Source organism: Pseudomonas iranensis (genome assembly GCF_014268585.2).
GTDB lineage: Bacteria > Pseudomonadota > Gammaproteobacteria > Pseudomonadales > Pseudomonadaceae > Aquipseudomonas > Aquipseudomonas iranensis.
Map to the genome: position 1 here is coordinate 5289529 of NZ_CP077092.1, position 15472 is coordinate 5305000.

The following is a 15472-nucleotide window of genomic DNA, read 5'->3' on the forward strand; positions in this document are numbered from 1 at the left end:
ACGCATGGGCACAACCCGGAGGCAACACCTACCAACAGGGATCGTTATGAACAATCAAGCCATGGGCCGGCACCCGCCGCGTGATACCAAAGGCATTTATCCCTTCGCCGGACTCCCCGTGCGACTGGGATTCCCATCCTGCGACGACTTCCAGATCATCCACGACGAACAGGGCATGGCCACGGCAGTGGTCGCGCGCCGCGAGTTTCTGCGTATCAGCCGAATGTGCCGGGTTTCCGGGCAATTGCTGCCCTACCGCTGCCGACATACTCTCCAGTTGCAAACCGGCATCCACGTATACGATCCGCGTTTTTGCGGGGTGCTGAAACACGCGTGTGATCCGAATGCATTCCTGGACATGACTGAGTTGTGGCTGTGGGCGTTGAAAGATATCCACAGCGGCGAACATCTGAGCATCGATTACGCATCGACCGAAGACAAACTGCTACGCCAGTTCGCCTGCGATTGCGGCTCGTCGCGCTGCCGTGGCTGGATCACCGGTTACGACGACCCACCCACGCCTGAAGGCCAGCGCTTTTTACAGCGCTGGCGTCATCCAGGCCGAAGCTGAAAGCTGCGGTTACGGCGCGCCGACCGGACGCAAAAGGTATTGCGGCGGCAGTTGCTCGAAACCGCTGATGGTGGTGTTCAGACTTTTCCAGCGGCCATCCTTGATGCCGTAAATGCAGCCGTGGATCGACAGCGGCTGCCCGCGGTGCCAGGCATTCTGAATGATGCTGGTGTGTGCGACGTTGGCCACTTGCTGGATCACGTTGAGTTCGCACATGCGATCGACCTGCTCTTCCTCGGTTGCCAGCTTGGCCAGTTCTTCGCGCTTTTCGTAGTACAGATCGCGGATCGAGCGGAGCCAGCCATCGATCAGGCCGAATTGGCGATCCTGCATCGACGCGCGCACACCGCCGCAGCCGTAGTGGCCGGTGACGAGGATGTGTTTGACCTTGAGCACATCAACCGCGTACTGGATCACGGACAGGCAGTTGAGGTCGGTGTGCAGCACGACATTGGCCACGTTGCGGTGCACGAACAGATCGCCCGGCAGCATGCCGACGATTTCGTTGGCCGGTACGCGTGCGTCGGAGCAGCCGATCCATAGATATTCCGGAGTCTGCTGGCGCGCCAGTTTGGCGAAGAAATCCGGGTCTTCCTTGGTGATCGCGTCAGCCCAACGCTCGTTGTTATCAATCAGGTCTTGTAGATCGTGCATGGATAAGGCCTCAAGAAAGATGCGCAGGTTTGATAGACGACCACCCGTCGAAGTCACGCCGCCAGCGCAAAGTGTTTTCGTTGGAATTCTCGCGCGCCCGGTGAGTCCACTCAGTAAGGCCCACACTATGAGGAATTGCCATGACTGATTCACGACGCCCTTATGATGCGGTGCAACCGGAACCCATCGATGATAACGAAGACCGCATGGGCTCGGTGCACGAGCTGGACTTTGACGACGAAGAGCCCAGCGCGAAGATCGGCGATGAGCTGCCCGAGCGTGAACGTGAACAATTGATGCCTGCTGAGCGAGTGCGTGAGGCGGGTATGACCGGGGCCTCGGTGGACGATCACCAGCCGACTGACGATGACCTGAGCCCGGAAACGTTGATTCGCGAGGATGGTGCGCGCGATGCCGAGGAAGTCGGCGAGGGTAATCAGGCGGATTGGGATCTGAGCGTGGTCGATGAAAATGACATCGGCGGCGGTGACGGGCTGGATGAAGCGGAACTGGCGGATCTGGATCCGCTGGATGGCAAGCGGAGATAAGAGGCGCCTGATCTGACGCGTTCGCGAGCAGGCTCGCTCCCACAGGGTTCAGGGATGGTCACAAAATCCAATGTGGGAGCGAGCCTGCTCGCGAAGCTTTCAAGGTCGATCAGTCAACCAGGGTACAAGCCATCACCACCGCATCCTCACGCCCACCCACCGCCGGATAATAATCACGACGCCGGCCAATCTCGTTGAAGCCATAACGCTCATACAACCTGAACGCAGCCGTATTGCTGTCGCGCACTTCGAGAAAGCATTCCCGAGCCTCAGCCGCATACGCACGCGACATCAAATGCTCAAGCAATGTCAGCCCCAACCCGCGCCCCTGATTTTCCGGCTTGACGGTGATATTGAGCAGGTGCGCCTCATCAAGAATGATCTGCACCACACCGTGGCCCACCTGCTGCTGCCCTTCGAACATCAGCCAGATCTGGTATTTGCCCAAGCCATCGAGAAAGATGCCCCGGGTCCACGGATGGCTGTACGCGGCGTATTCGATCTTCAACACAGCGTCCAGATCCGCCTCGGTCATCGGGCGAAAGGTTACAGCCTCACTCATCGGATTGTTTCCAGCGCGCCATCAGCCGACGCATGGCTTGCCACACAGCGGCCTTGCGCTGTGGCTCTTCCATTAACAGTTCCAGACCGGGAATCGCCCAGGCCAGGCCCAGACCTTCGATCTGCAATTCACTATTGAACGCTTCGGCGTCCGCTTCCCCGGCAAATTTCACCGCCGGCAGGCCGATCAGCCACAGACAGGCGCAGGGCGCCGCTTCCATCTGCACCGAGAGGAAGCCTTGCACGAAGTCGCGCGCCGCTTCCGGGCCTTGATCCAACGTGCCGCGATTGAGCCACGGCCAGCGCACAGGTTCGCCGACGATCTGCGGAGCATCCGGCAGACCGGCGGCGCGCAGCATGTCCTTGAGCAGCAGGTAGGCCGGATCGCGACTCTGAAACGCTTCGCCTGTGGGTAACTCGACCAGCAGCAGGCAGCGCCCGGCGCGCAGCAGTTGCAGGGCGAACCGTGGCGGCGGCACTGGCGCTGGCTTGACCACCATCGGCGTGTCGTCGACTTCCTCCACCGGTTTCGCGCCGTTGCGGGTACTGGCCAGCGACGGACGCGGCACCTCAATTTTCGGCCGCTCGACCTGACGCGCGGCAGGCTGCGCCGGTGCTTCGGCCTGAGGCGCCGGAGCAACCGGCACCTCAAGCTCAGGCTCGGGCATCTCCAGCAGCTCGGGCCGCGACGGTGCGGCGAAAGGCAGTTCGGTGCGCGGCAGCCAGTTGACCACCTGCATGGCGTTCAAATAGGCGCGGCGGCGGGACTCGATAAGCAAAGGTCGGCCACTTGTGGATAACGGAAAGTGCGCTGATTCTACCGCCCTTCGCACAAGATCGCTCGCTGTTGATCGATACCCCGCGCTGCGCTGCGCCGCTGCCCTTTGGGCAAAGAATGCGACAGCCCGTCCCGAGAGTGAATCGCCGCGCCTGTGATGCAGTACAATCGCCGCTTTTAATCGCCAACCAGCCGGCCATTCCGATGATCGAACCCAAGCGCGTCTTGCGCGCCCTCGCTGAACACTGGGCACTTCTGGAGCCACTGTGCGAGCACTTCGACCAAGGCACCCTGAGCCTCAACGAACTGCGCACGCAACTGGCCGCCCAACAACTCGACAGCACGCCGCAGGACATCACCAGCCTGCTCGACGTGTGGATTCGCCTCGATATTCTGGTTCCGGTGGCGAAAAGCCCGAACCGTTTCGAGCTCAACGCGCAGATCCACGACTTCCTCGCCTACCTGCGCCGCGAACACCGCCTCGGTCTATGCCTGGAAATCGAAGCCTACCTGCGTCACCTTGAGCGTCTGGCCGGTTATATCCAGGACGCTTTCGACGTTCGTGACGGCAACGATCTGGCGCGCCAGCTGCGCTTGCTCGACATGCGCGTGCGCGACGTACTGAAGAAACTCGACAACGATGAACAGGCCCTGGTGGCAGTCGCCGAACGGGCGAAGACCAGCGACCGGCAGATTCCGCTGCGTCAGCGTTACGCCGAAGTCCTGGCGACGTGGGACGAATACGTCGAGCCGATGATCGATCTGGTCAACGCCGACGGTGCCTTCGAGCAAGGCGTGCGCAAGGTCGAAACGGTGCTGCTGAAGATGCTCAGCGAACAGCAGCGCCTCGGCCACCTGGTCGATGACGACATGCTCCTGCGCACCCACGCGCGCATCCTCGAAATGCAGACCAGCGCGCAATTGACCCTGCGCCATGCCCGCGAGCTGCTGCTGCCGTTGCGTGAAGAAGCACGTCGGCACAATGCCGTCACTCGCGGCGCCGCACTGGCGCTGGCGGCGATCCGGCGTAAAGGCATCGACGCCGTACCGCAAGCGGCGATGCCGCTGTTCACCCGCCCACAGAGCACTTTCCTGGGCAGCGCCAGTCAGGTCGAAGCCTACGTCTACGCGCTGGCGCGTTTCGAGCCGAAACCGGCGCGCTTCCCCAAGGCGCACAAAACCCAGAAAGCGGGCGACGCTCCACGTGCACCGCGCACCGTGCGCGAGATGGTCGATCGGTGCGAAGAATCCCTGCCGATGCCGGATCTGATGACCTGGCTGCTGGAGCAGGAACCGGACGGCGCCACCGACGAATTGCTTTACTGGTTCTCGCGCCTGTCGCGGGAAAAACGCTTCAAGCGCGAGCGTCTGGAACGCCGCGAATACCACACTCACGAGCACCAGGTCAGCCTGCGCTCCTTCGCCCTGCTCTCGGCCAGCGATACCGCCGCCGAGGATTCTGCGAGCATCCCAAATGCATCTTGATCTTTCCGAACTGTCGCAACTGGCGCCGATTTTCCGCGAGTTGTTCAAGGGTTACCACGTCAGCCGCCGTGATCCTGAGCTGTATGCACAACTGTCGAATTTCCAGGACCAGTACCGCACGCTGTTCAAGGCGTTGGGCTTTGAACTGGTCTGCGACACCCGTGGTTTCTACTACTTCGTGCCGGACATGGCCGCCGCAGCGGTGAACAAGACCGCCCAGCGTCTGGCGCTGTTCACCTTCATCCTCGTCGAGCACCTGGCCGATCAGGGCCGCGATCCGATTGCCGTGCTCGATGGCGGCAGCCTCGGCCGCGAAGAATTGCCGTCGCTGCTGGATAAATACCGCGACCTGTTCATTCAGGCCGAAGTGCAGACCGTCGAAGAGCTCGAAGAAAAAATCATGCGCCGCATGACCCAGCTCGGTTTCGCCGGCGAAGAAAACGGTGTCTACCGCTTCCTGCCGCCGATGCACCGTTTCCTCGACGTGTGCCTGTCGGTACAACAGGACCGCGACCTGGCAGCCAGCGTCCACAGCGTTCTGCCGCTGCCGGCGCCGGTGCTGATCGACGAAGAAGCCGAAGCGAAATTCCTCGAAACCGACGATCCGCTCGATCTTTCCGAATTTGAAGAAGAAAGCGAAGAAGACGCACTGGCCCGCGCCATTGCCGAAGAACAGGAGTCCGATGCATGAGCCAGGAACGCTACGGCATCCGCCGCTTTGCCCTTTTGAACACCGCCGGTTACAGCCTCGGTCTGTTCCCGCTGGAAGAACCGTTGTCGGTTTACGGCGCGAACAACCTCGGTAAATCAGCGTCGATCAACGCCTTGCAGTTCCCGATTCTGGCGCGCATGTCGGACATGAGTTTCGGCAAGTACAGCCTGGAACAATCGCGGCGCTTCTACTTCGCCTCCGACACCAGTTACATCCTCGTCGAAGTCAACCTGCCCCACGGCCCGCACGTGATCGGCGTGGTCGGTCGCGGCCCGGGTGGCGGTTTCGGTCACCAGTTCTTCGCCTATGCCGGCAAGCTCGATCTGGCCCATTACCAGAAAAACGACACCTGCCTGCGCCAGAAAGAACTGTTCAGCAACCTCGAAAAAGAAGGCCTGAAAGCCTACGAACTCAAGCCGGATGAACTGCGCCGCTTGCTGGTTGGCGGCCATACGTCGATCCCGCTCGACCTGACCCTGATCCCGCTGCGCTCCACCAGCGAGCAGAGCCTGAAGACCTTCCGCGCACTGTTCATCAACCTGCTGCACATGCGCGAAATCACCGCGGCCAAGCTCAAGCAACTGTTCCTCGATGCCTTCGAACACAGCCTGCGTTCCGGCAGCGTCGATTACATCGCCGCGTGCGAAGAAGCCTTCCGCGACGTGCGGCGCATGGAGCAGGACTACAACTCGCTGGTCGCCGCCGGCCCATTGGTTGAAGCGCTGGCCAACGGCGTGAAACAGCGCGATGTGCTGCGCGGCAAACTGCATCGCCTGTCGCCGCTGCTCGATTCCCTGCTCGGCACCTGGTCGGATTACGCCACGGCGCGCAAGGAAGAGCTGACCATCCAGGCCGAGCACTACCGTCGCGAGCAGGACGATCTGCAGAACGATCAGCGCGGCGGCACTCAGGAACTGATGCGTCTGGAGCGGGAAATTTCCGGCATCCAGCGCTGGCTCGGTGAGCTGTCGGTATTGAAGAATCGCTTCGCCCTGGTCGATGACGTCAAAGTGCTCGAGCAACAATTGCTCGCCGCCAAGGATGCTCACGATGAACTGGCCGGTGCCCTGGCGCAGTCGCGTCAGTTCAGCGCCGAAGATCTCGAAGAGCGTCTGCGCGATCTGGAAAAACGCCTGAAGTCGGTGAAGCAGCAACTCGATCACGCTGACAACAACAGCTACGCCCGTCTGCGCGAAGAGTTCTCGCAACAGGACGTCGAACGCCTGATGCGCCTGTTCAACAGCGCGCTGTTCAGCCTGCCGCTGGGCGAGCACGGCATCACCCTCGACGAAAACGGCGAGTGGGTCAAATCCGTGGAGCTGATACTTGATTGCTTCAAGGGCGAGCGCTTCGAAGTGCCGGGCCTGTCGATCGACATCTCGCACATCGAGCCGCCGGCCCTGCAAGCGCTGGCCGACCGCGCCGCGTTGCGCGATCAGAAGGAGCGTCTGGAAAAAGAGCTCAAGCAACTGAAAACCCAGCAAGCCGTGGCCGCCGACCGCGCCGCGAGCAAGACCCAGACCGAGGCGCTGTATCAGCAGGTACTGGACGCGCAGAAGGCGCTGGAAGATTTCCGTCGCACCCAGACGCTGAGCGCCGAAGAAAGCGACAAACTCGAACAACTGGCGCAGATGGAAGCCGCGCAGGACGAACTCAAGCGCTCCAGCGATGCCTTCACCGAGCGCGTCCAGCAACTGTCGGCCAAGCTGCAACTGGTCGGCCGGCAGATCGCCGACATGGAAGCCAAGCAGCGCACCCTCGACGACGCGCTGCGCCGTCGTCAGTTGCTGCCAGCGGACCTGCCGTTCGGAACGCCGTTCATGGATCCGGTCGATGACTCGATGGACAACCTGCTGCCGCTGCTCAACGACTATCAGGACAGCTGGCAGGGTCTGCTGCGCGCCGATGGGCAGATCGAGGCGCTGTACGCGCAGGTGCGTCTGAAAGGTGTGGCCAAGTTCGACAGCGAAGACGACATGGAGCGGCGTCTGTCGCTGCTGATCAACGCTTACGCACACCGCACCGATGAAGCGCTGACCTTGGGCAAGGCGCGGCGCGCGGCGGTCACCGACATCGCCCGCACCCTGCGCAACATCCGCAGCGACTACGACAGCCTCGAGCATCAACTGGCGCTGTTCAACCGCGAGATCAACAAGCGTCAGGTTTCCAACCTGCAGAGCTTCCGCATCGTCCTCGCACCGAACAAGGAAGCGCTCAAGCACATCGACCAGATCATCCACAGCGCCGGCCAGTATGAGGAAGGCGAAACACTGTCGGTGTTTGACCTCAGCCAGAGCGCCGAGCAGGACAACAAGAACGAAGAGGCCAAGGAATATCTGGCGCGGCTGGTGGCGGCGAACCACAACCAGCTCGGCCTCAAGGACTTGTTCGAACTGGCCTTCGAGATCACCAAGGTCAACGGCCAACCGGTGATCCACACCGATATCGACGGCGCGGCGTCCAACGGTACGACCATGACCATCAAGGCGCTGACCAACATGTACTTGTTGCTGCACTTGATGGATCGCGATCTGGCCGGCCGCGTGCGTTTGCCGTACTACCTCGACGAGGCGGCGGACATCGACGAGAAGAACCAGGCGGCGCTGCTGGAAACCAGTCTGCAACTGGGCTTCGTGCCGATTCTGGCGAGTGTGAAGCCGCAAGTCTGCGCCAGTGTCGCAATCGACCTGGAAGGCGGCAGCGGCCCGGCAGGCATCTACATTGATGAGGCGGACTGGAAGTACATCCGTCGCCATGATGTGGTCAAGGCCACGCTGAATGTGCAGGCCGATGAGCCGGAGCTGGATGCGGTTTGATCGGCGGTAGCTGAAGCAAAAAAAGGGCCGCGATCTGATGAGATCGCGGCCCTTTTTTATCGCCTGGATTTGTGTTGATTTGGCTGGCCCCTTCGCGAGCAGGCTCGCTCCCACAGTTGGAATGCGTTCCCCTGTGGGAGCGAGCCTGCTCGAAGGCTATTCGACAGGCGCCACTACTTACCGAGCTGAATCTTCGGCGCCCAGGTCAGCCATTCATCCTCGAACTTGTCGAACAACGGGAACGTCTGCTCGGCCCGAGCCGGATTGCCCATGCGTTCACCGTCCGGGGTGGCGAAGGCAATCCCGCCCTGAATCAGTGTCTCCAGCGACTCGGTGCGCACCGTCACGCCTTTGAACAACCCATAATCGAAGCCCACGCCGCTGGTGTTCCAGAAGCGGCTGCCGCTACGCACCAGTGGCGCGTACTTCGGCTCGATCAGGATGTGCACCAACACACGGTCAGCTGTCTGGCCCAATTCATAACCGGTCACCTTTCCGACGGTGATCTCACGGTAGGTCACTGGTACGCCAGGCTTAAGCGAACCACGACGTGCGGCGCTCAACACCAGACTCAGACCCGCTTCTTGCTTGGTGACTTCCGGCGCCTCGGCCAAGGCAACGAAGTTCTTCTGCGGGCCGAGATTCTTTGCCGCCGGCTGGACTTCGATGTATTTACCGGTGACCAGCGTTTCCAGATTCTGCGTCTTGATCAGGCCCAGTTCCGGCTTGACCACCCAGAACTGACTGCCGACCCGGGCGATCTTTTCCGGTACTTCGGTGATGCGTGCGGTGAGGATTACCGACTGCATGTCATCGGTCAGATCGACGCTTTCAATCTTGCCGACATCCAGCCCCTTGAAACGTACCGGTGTACCGCTGCTCAAGCCGTCAGCGCGATCAACCTTGATCGTCACTACCGCGCCTTTCTTGTTCGCCTCATCGTGGTCGGCGAACAGACGGAAGCGCGGTATGCGTTTCTTCAACGGCGCATTGGCTTGCGGCGTTTCGAACGCGATACCGCCGGCCATCAGGGTTTGCAAAGATTCACTCTTGACCTGAATGCCGCCGGTCAAGCCACCCGTGAGGGTAATGCCGCTGACATTCCAGAAACGCGTCGAGGCGTTGACCAGGTTTTCGTATTCCTTCTCGATGTGCACGCCGATGACCAGCTGCTTCTTGGTTCGGGAGAACTGGTAGCTCTGCACCGAACCGACCTTGACCTGCTTGTACAGAATAGGACTGCCGACATCGATCGAACCCAGCGAATCGGTAAACAACACCAGATGCAGGCCCGGCGAACGCAGATCCAGCGGCGGTGCTTTCGGTCGCGCCTCGAATTCGCGTTTCGGCGCAGCGCCTTTGTCGCCCGGACGCACGGCGATGTAGTTACCTTTCACCAGCGCTTCCAGGCCGGTAATACCCGCCAGGGAAATCGACGGTTTGACCACCCAGAACTGCGTGCCCTCAACCAGATAGTCTTCGGCCAACGGATCAAGGGTCAGCTCGGCGGTTGCACTGTTCAGGTCCGGATCGACTTTGAGCGCTTTCAGGTTGCCGACCTGAATGCCTTTGTACATCACCGGTGTGCGACCGGCCTGCAGGCCCTCGAAATCGCTGAGCTTGACCTTCACGCGAATTCCGGCAGCGGCGGCGTCGAAGTCTTCATAGAGACGGAACGGCAGGCTCGGATCGGTCGCTGGGCTGTCCTTGCGATTCTCCGGCGTGGCGAAGGCGATACCACCGGCGACGATGCTGGCCAGGGATTCGCTACGGACTTTCACGCCGGACAGGTTGGCGTCGATGCTGATGCCGCTGGCGTTCCAGAAACGTGTGTGTTTGCGCACCAGTTTGGCGTAGGTCGGCTCGATGAACACCTTCAGTTCAACGGTGCTCTGATCCTCGGAAAGCACGTAGCTTTTGACCTGACCGACCTTGATCTGCTTGTAGAACACCGGGCTGCCGCGATTCAGCGAGCCGAGGCGATCGGCCTTGATGGTCAGGTGCAGACCGGGCTTGGCGTCAGACAGTGGCGGCTCTTCGGCCAAAGCCTTGAACTTGCGAACCGGCTCGCCTTCACCGGGACTGATCGCGACATAGTTACCCGAGACCAGCGTTTCCAGACCAGTGATACCGGCCAGGGTCACGCTCGGTTTGACCAGCCAGAACCGCGTGCTGGTCTTCAGGTACTGTTCCACGTCCTTGTTCATTTCGATGGTCGCGATCACCCCTTTCGAGTTGCCTTCATCGTCGAGCTTGAGCGTCTTGACCTTGCCGACCGGCATGCCTTTGTAGACCACTTCGGTCTTGTTGGCCTGGATGCCTTCGCCGCTTTCGAAGCGCACCTGAATCTCTATACCGGTCTCGGAATAAGCACGCCAGCCGAGCCAGCCGCCGATGATCAGCGCGATCAGAGGCAGCACCCAAATGGCCGACCAGTTCGAAGCCGGTCGGGTTTTCGCTACAGGCAAATCAGTCATGGTCGTCGTCCGACTCCGTGTTATCCCAAATCAGTCGGGGATCGAAAGTTACTGCGGCGAGCATCGTCAGAATCACCACAGAGGCGAAGGCAACGGCGCCCAGATTGGCTTCGACACTGGCTATACGGCCGAAGTTGACGACCGCCACGAGAATGGCGATCACAAAAATATCGAGCATCGACCAGCGGCCAATGAATTCGATGAAACGGTACATCCAGATACGCTGACGGGCCGACAATGGCTGCCGGCGCTGCACGGAAAACAGCAACAACGCGATGCCGACCAGTTTGAACGTGGGCACCAGAATACTGGCGATGAACACCACGCTCGCGATTGGAATCATGCCGTGCTGCACCAGTTCAATCACCCCGGACATGATGGTGCTCGGCTCACCCTGGCCCAAAGAGCTGACCGTCATGATCGGCAAGACATTCGCCGGAATATAGATAATGGCCGCCGTGATCAACAGCGCCCAGGTGCGGGTCAGGCTGTTGGGGCGGCGAGCGTGCACCTGCGCGCCGCAGCGGGTACAGCTTTGCTCGTCGACGTCAGCTTCCTGCTTGTTCAGTTCGTGGCATTCGGTGCACACCAGAATGCCCGCATCAATCGCCCGCATGGGCATCCTCTCCTGATAATGCCTGCCAGATCTGATGCGGTGACATCACCACCTCCAGCCAGACTTGTACCAACAACAAGCCAATGAAACATGCCAGCCCGAGGCCGACGGTGATTGCTGCCATATCCGCCAGCTTCACGATCGCGACAAGGACGCCCATGAGGTAGACCTCGAGCATGCCCCAGTCTCTGAGGTGGTGGTAAATACGATAGAGCAGCAAACCGTAGCTTCGGCCGACATCGAAACGAATCGTCAGTAACACGAACAGCTGGCACAGCAACTTGAGCAACGGTATCGCCATACTGCAGAGGAAGACGACAATCGACACTCCTTGCATGTCGGTATTGAACAGACCGACCACGCCACTCCAGACAGTATCCTGCGAAGATTGCCCGAGGATATTGAGTTGCATGATGGGTAAAAAGTTTGCCGGTACGTAAAGTAATAACGCGGCGATTACCAGGGCGAGGCTGCGCTGCACCACGTTATGGCGGTGGGCGTACAACTCATAACCACAACGCGGGCATAGGGCCTTTTCACCATGGGCAAGTGTCGGCTTGCGCATCAGCAAGTCGCACTCGTGGCAGGCTATCAAGTCTTCCAGCGGTAAATCTGACAGCCCGGGGGCGTCAACCGATTCTGACATACAGGCTCTGACTCCGATAAAGATGGGGCTATTCTAGTGTTCTGATTCGAAAATAACTGTGCAATTTTGTTCGCCATAGCGCTGAAAACTTTCTCGCAGGCAAAACAAAACCCCAACTGCTTTCGCAATTGGGGTTTCGGAATTTAATCTTGACGATGACCTACTCTCACATGGGGAAACCCCACACTACCATCGGCGATGCATCGTTTCACTGCTGAGTTCGGGATGGGATCAGGTGGTTCCAACGCTCTATGGTCGTCAAGAAATTCGGGTACTGACTCGTGACCAGATGGTCTCGCTTCAGCAAATTGGGTATGTGACAGCTGGTGTTTGTGCGTTTCGAACTTTCGGTTCGTTTCGTCTTCACACACCGCAATCTGGCCTTTCGACGCAAATTGCTTGGGTGTTATATGGTCAAGCCTCACGGGCAATTAGTATTGGTTAGCTCAACGCCTCACAGCGCTTACACACCCAACCTATCAACGTCGTAGTCTTCGACGGCCCTTCAGGGAACTCAAGGTTCCAGTGAGATCTCATCTTGAGGCAAGTTTCCCGCTTAGATGCTTTCAGCGGTTATCTTTCCCGAACATAGCTACCCGGCAATGCCACTGGCGTGACAACCGGAACACCAGAGGTTCGTCCACTCCGGTCCTCTCGTACTAGGAGCAGCCCCTCTCAAATCTCAAACGTCCACGGCAGATAGGGACCGAACTGTCTCACGACGTTCTAAACCCAGCTCGCGTACCACTTTAAATGGCGAACAGCCATACCCTTGGGACCGGCTTCAGCCCCAGGATGTGATGAGCCGACATCGAGGTGCCAAACACCGCCGTCGATATGAACTCTTGGGCGGTATCAGCCTGTTATCCCCGGAGTACCTTTTATCCGTTGAGCGATGGCCCTTCCATACAGAACCACCGGATCACTAAGACCTACTTTCGTACCTGCTCGACGTGTCTGTCTCGCAGTCAAGCGCGCTTTTGCCTTTATACTCTACGACCGATTTCCGACCGGTCTGAGCGCACCTTCGTACTCCTCCGTTACTCTTTAGGAGGAGACCGCCCCAGTCAAACTACCCACCATACACTGTCCTCGATCCGGATAACGGACCTGAGTTAGAACCTCAAAGTTGCCAGGGTGGTATTTCAAGGATGGCTCCACGCGAACTGGCGTCCACGCTTCAAAGCCTCCCACCTATCCTACACAAGCAAATTCAAAGTCCAGTGCAAAGCTATAGTAAAGGTTCACGGGGTCTTTCCGTCTAGCCGCGGATACACTGCATCTTCACAGCGATTTCAATTTCACTGAGTCTCGGGTGGAGACAGCGCCGCCATCGTTACGCCATTCGTGCAGGTCGGAACTTACCCGACAAGGAATTTCGCTACCTTAGGACCGTTATAGTTACGGCCGCCGTTTACCGGGGCTTCGATCAAGAGCTTCGCGTTAGCTAACCCCATCAATTAACCTTCCGGCACCGGGCAGGCGTCACACCCTATACGTCCACTTTCGTGTTTGCAGAGTGCTGTGTTTTTAATAAACAGTCGCAGCGGCCTGGTATCTTCGACCGGCATGAGCTTACGGAGCAAGTCCTTCACCCTCACCGGCGCACCTTCTCCCGAAGTTACGGTGCCATTTTGCCTAGTTCCTTCACCCGAGTTCTCTCAAGCGCCTTGGTATTCTCTACCCAACCACCTGTGTCGGTTTGGGGTACGGTTCCTGGTTACCTGAAGCTTAGAAGCTTTTCTTGGAAGCATGGCATCAACCACTTCGTCACCCAAAGGGTAACTCGTCATCAGCTCTCGGCCTTAAGATCCCGGATTTACCTAAGATCTCAGCCTACCACCTTAAACTTGGACAACCAACGCCAAGCTGGCCTAGCCTTCTCCGTCCCTCCATCGCAATAACCAGAAGTACAGGAATATTAACCTGTTTTCCATCGACTACGCTTTTCAGCCTCGCCTTAGGGACCGACTAACCCTGCGTCGATTAACGTTGCGCAGGAAACCTTGGTCTTTCGGCGTGGGTGTTTTTCACACCCATTGTCGTTACTCATGTCAGCATTCGCACTTCTGATACCTCCAGCAAGCTTCTCAACTCACCTTCACAGGCTTACAGAACGCTCCTCTACCGCATCACCCGAAGGTGATACCCGTAGCTTCGGTGTATGGTTTGAGCCCCGTTACATCTTCCGCGCAGGCCGACTCGACTAGTGAGCTATTACGCTTTCTTTAAAGGGTGGCTGCTTCTAAGCCAACCTCCTAGCTGTCTAAGCCTTCCCACATCGTTTCCCACTTAACCATAACTTTGGGACCTTAGCTGACGGTCTGGGTTGTTTCCCTTTTCACGACGGACGTTAGCACCCGCCGTGTGTCTCCCATGCTCGGCACTTGTAGGTATTCGGAGTTTGCATCGGTTTGGTAAGTCGGGATGACCCCCTAGCCGAAACAGTGCTCTACCCCCTACAGTGATACATGAGGCGCTACCTAAATAGCTTTCGAGGAGAACCAGCTATCTCCGAGCTTGATTAGCCTTTCACTCCGATCCACAGGTCATCCGCTAACTTTTCAACGGTAGTCGGTTCGGTCCTCCAGTCAGTGTTACCTAACCTTCAACCTGCCCATGGATAGATCGCCCGGTTTCGGGTCTATTCCCAGCGACTAGACGCCCTATTAAGACTCGCTTTCGCTACGCCTCCCCTATTCGGTTAAGCTCGCCACTGAAAATAAGTCGCTGACCCATTATACAAAAGGTACGCAGTCACAGAACAAAGTCTGCTCCCACTGCTTGTACGCATACGGTTTCAGGATCTATTTCACTCCCCTCTCCGGGGTTCTTTTCGCCTTTCCCTCACGGTACTAGTTCACTATCGGTCAGTCAGTAGTATTTAGCCTTGGAGGATGGTCCCCCCATATTCAGACAAAGTTTCTCGTGCTCCGTCCTACTCGATTTCATTGATAAGAGATTTTCGCGTACAGGGCTATCACCCACTATGGCCGCACTTTCCAGAGCGTTCCGCTAATCTCAAATCAACTTAAGGGCTAGTCCCCGTTCGCTCGCCACTACTAAGGGAATCTCGGTTGATTTCTTTTCCTCAGGGTACTTAGATGTTTCAGTTCCCCTGGTTCGCCTCTTGCACCTATGTATTCAGTACAAGATAACCATCTTATGATGGCTGGGTTCCCCCATTCAGACATCTCCGGATCAAAGTCTGTTTGCCGACTCCCCGAAGCTTTTCGCAGGCTACCACGTCTTTCATCGCCTCTGACTGCCAAGGCATCCACCGTATGCGCTTCTTCACTTGACCATATAACCCCAAGCAATCTGGTTATACTGTGAAGACGACATTCGCCGAAAATTCGAATTTCTCAACTAAGAGAACTCACAAATTTTACCTTAGCCTGATCCGTTACCAGTGAAAGTAACGTTCAGTCTATCTTTCTATCACATACCCAAATTTTTAAAGAACGATCTAGTCAAAGACTAGAAATCAACATTCATCACCATACCGGTGGAATGCTCATTTCTAAGCTTTCAAACTTCAGAAGCAGTAGTGGTGGAGCCAAGCGGGATCGAACCGCTGACCTCCTGCGTGCAAGGCAGGCGCTCTC

General features: G+C 58.2%; 11 protein-coding genes, 1 tRNA gene and 2 rRNA genes (1 of these 14 cut by a window edge). 5 read left to right on the forward strand and 9 right to left on the reverse strand.

The window, feature by feature from the left end:
• The first annotated feature begins 46 nt into the window (after positions 1–46).
• A complete protein-coding gene (locus HU724_RS23800) occupies positions 47–571 on the forward strand; it encodes an SET domain-containing protein-lysine N-methyltransferase (protein WP_186569137.1) in 525 nt (174 codons plus the stop codon).
• 9 nt (positions 572–580) lie between these two features.
• On the opposite strand, the gene can is transcribed toward HU724_RS23800, so the two are convergent.
• Positions 581–1225: a carbonate dehydratase gene (gene can / locus HU724_RS23805; protein WP_186569136.1), complete on the reverse strand. Its 645-nt coding sequence runs from the start codon at positions 1223–1225 to the stop codon at positions 581–583.
• A gap of 140 nt (positions 1226–1365) precedes the next feature.
• Between can and HU724_RS23810 the strand changes: the two genes are divergently transcribed.
• Positions 1366–1773, forward strand: a complete 408-nt coding sequence (locus HU724_RS23810; protein ID WP_024014311.1) for a hypothetical protein — start codon at positions 1366–1368, stop codon at positions 1771–1773.
• Between the two features lie 109 nt (positions 1774–1882).
• On the opposite strand, the gene rimI is transcribed toward HU724_RS23810, so the two are convergent.
• Positions 1883–2335 carry a ribosomal protein S18-alanine N-acetyltransferase gene (rimI, locus tag HU724_RS23815; protein WP_076564123.1) on the reverse strand — a complete coding sequence of 151 codons (453 nt, stop codon included), beginning with the start codon at positions 2333–2335 and terminating at the stop codon, positions 1883–1885.
• Entirely contained in the window at positions 2328–3074 is a 747-nt protein-coding gene (locus HU724_RS23820; RefSeq protein WP_186569196.1) for an energy transducer TonB, read from the reverse strand. Before HU724_RS23820 ends, rimI begins: the two co-directional genes overlap by 8 nt.
• Before the next feature lie 242 nt (positions 3075–3316).
• Here HU724_RS23820 and mksB point away from each other — a divergent pair, with 242 nt between their 5' ends.
• The 3 genes from mksB to mksF are packed head-to-tail and all read left to right on the forward strand — an operon-like array spanning position 3317 to position 8125.
• Positions 3317–4597 carry an Mks condensin complex protein MksB gene (mksB, locus tag HU724_RS23825; protein WP_160768349.1) on the forward strand — a complete coding sequence of 427 codons (1281 nt, stop codon included), beginning with the start codon at positions 3317–3319 and terminating at the stop codon, positions 4595–4597.
• Positions 4587–5288: an Mks condensin complex protein MksE gene (mksE, locus tag HU724_RS23830; protein WP_016773189.1), complete on the forward strand. Its 702-nt coding sequence runs from the start codon at positions 4587–4589 to the stop codon at positions 5286–5288. Before mksB ends, mksE begins: the two co-directional genes overlap by 11 nt.
• Entirely contained in the window at positions 5285–8125 is a 2841-nt protein-coding gene (gene mksF / locus HU724_RS23835) for an Mks condensin complex protein MksF (RefSeq protein ID WP_186569135.1), read from the forward strand. Before mksE ends, mksF begins: the two co-directional genes overlap by 4 nt.
• Positions 8126–8298: 173 nt before the next feature.
• On the opposite strand, the gene HU724_RS23840 is transcribed toward mksF, so the two are convergent.
• From HU724_RS23840 to HU724_RS23865, 6 genes are all read right to left on the reverse strand, one after another.
• Positions 8299–10602 carry a PqiB family protein gene (locus tag HU724_RS23840; protein WP_016773187.1) on the reverse strand — a complete coding sequence of 768 codons (2304 nt, stop codon included), beginning with the start codon at positions 10600–10602 and terminating at the stop codon, positions 8299–8301.
• Positions 10595–11218 carry a paraquat-inducible protein A gene (locus HU724_RS23845; RefSeq protein WP_071173597.1) on the reverse strand — a complete coding sequence of 208 codons (624 nt, stop codon included), beginning with the start codon at positions 11216–11218 and terminating at the stop codon, positions 10595–10597. Before HU724_RS23845 ends, HU724_RS23840 begins: the two co-directional genes overlap by 8 nt.
• Positions 11205–11864: a paraquat-inducible protein A gene (locus HU724_RS23850; protein ID WP_041480024.1), complete on the reverse strand. Its 660-nt coding sequence runs from the start codon at positions 11862–11864 to the stop codon at positions 11205–11207. Before HU724_RS23850 ends, HU724_RS23845 begins: the two co-directional genes overlap by 14 nt.
• A 147-nt stretch (positions 11865–12011) precedes the next feature.
• Positions 12012–12127: ribosomal RNA gene (rrf, locus tag HU724_RS23855) — 5S ribosomal RNA — on the reverse strand.
• A gap of 147 nt (positions 12128–12274) precedes the next feature.
• Positions 12275–15168 (reverse strand): 23S ribosomal RNA (locus HU724_RS23860).
• Positions 15169–15415: 247 nt separating this feature from the next.
• Positions 15416–15472: transfer RNA gene (locus HU724_RS23865), tRNA-Ala, on the reverse strand; it runs 19 nt beyond the window's last position.

Coding starts and splice junctions, on each gene's coding strand:
- HU724_RS23800 (WP_186569137.1), top strand. CDS start 47: ATGAACAATCAAGCCATGGGCCGGCACCCGCCGCGTGATACCAAAGGC.
- can (WP_186569136.1), bottom strand. CDS start 1,225: ATGCACGATCTACAAGACCTGATTGATAACAACGAGCGTTGGGCTGAC.
- HU724_RS23810 (WP_024014311.1), top strand. CDS start 1,366: ATGACTGATTCACGACGCCCTTATGATGCGGTGCAACCGGAACCCATC.
- rimI (WP_076564123.1), bottom strand. CDS start 2,335: ATGAGTGAGGCTGTAACCTTTCGCCCGATGACCGAGGCGGATCTGGAC.
- HU724_RS23820 (WP_186569196.1), bottom strand. CDS start 3,074: ATGCAGGTGGTCAACTGGCTGCCGCGCACCGAACTGCCTTTCGCCGCA.
- mksB (WP_160768349.1), top strand. CDS start 3,317: ATGATCGAACCCAAGCGCGTCTTGCGCGCCCTCGCTGAACACTGGGCA.
- mksE (WP_016773189.1), top strand. CDS start 4,587: ATGCATCTTGATCTTTCCGAACTGTCGCAACTGGCGCCGATTTTCCGC.
- mksF (WP_186569135.1), top strand. CDS start 5,285: ATGAGCCAGGAACGCTACGGCATCCGCCGCTTTGCCCTTTTGAACACC.
- HU724_RS23840 (WP_016773187.1), bottom strand. CDS start 10,602: ATGACTGATTTGCCTGTAGCGAAAACCCGACCGGCTTCGAACTGGTCG.
- HU724_RS23845 (WP_071173597.1), bottom strand. CDS start 11,218: ATGCGGGCGATTGATGCGGGCATTCTGGTGTGCACCGAATGCCACGAA.
- HU724_RS23850 (WP_041480024.1), bottom strand. CDS start 11,864: ATGTCAGAATCGGTTGACGCCCCCGGGCTGTCAGATTTACCGCTGGAA.